The sequence below is a fragment of the Pedobacter sp. 01N416 genome (assembly GCF_056399685.1).
The window spans coordinates 1-664 of record NZ_JBFTRT010001014.1; the positions used below are offsets into that span (position 1 = coordinate 1).

General features: G+C 36.4%; 1 protein-coding gene. It reads right to left on the minus strand.

The window, feature by feature from the left end:
* Window positions 1-170 precede the first annotated feature (170 nt).
* Window positions 171-664, minus strand: a 494-nt coding sequence (locus tag AC1DND_RS28985; RefSeq protein ID WP_477586443.1) for a PDZ domain-containing protein, incomplete at its 5' end; no start/stop codon positions are given.

A 664-nucleotide genomic window follows, 5' to 3' on the forward strand; every position in this document is an offset into this window, starting at 1 on the left:
GGCATATACCGAACCTGATCCGGCTACACCAAGTACTACGATACCTGCGAGGGCAAGTACCTTAAAGTTTTTCTTCATGTGTATATAAAAGTTAGTTTGCTTGGCAATAAGAGGTTAAAGTTAGAACCTTGTTACACGACAATTCTTTTGTAACTGGAAAATTACGCTTTTTAGACCCTCTTTTCAAGGCGAACCACTTTAAAATAAACCTGATTATCCCTAAAAATTTCGAAAATTATATTTCTGTCTGCTTTTGATTTAAACATTTCGGTAAGGTCGTTTAAAGAATAGGTATCTATACTTTTGAAATTTACCCCAATAATTTCATCATCAGGGCAAAGTCCTGCTTTTTCTGCCGGACTATTTTCGTCTATTTCTCCAATCAGAACTCTTTTATACTCTTTCTGATCGAGGTAGATTACCATGCCTACCATATCATATTCGAAAGGAGTTTTGCTTAAACCATTTGGCTTAACATAAATAAAACCTTCCTGATAGTTAAACTGGATATTAAATTTCCGCAGCAAATCCGCTCCGACATTCCCATTCCGTTTTGATAAATCGATCTTATCTGCAATGCTCTTAAAATCAGGAAATCCGGCAACAACCTCTTTAAAAGCATAACCGCCAACGTTAAACCTACCCACACGACCAACATATCCTT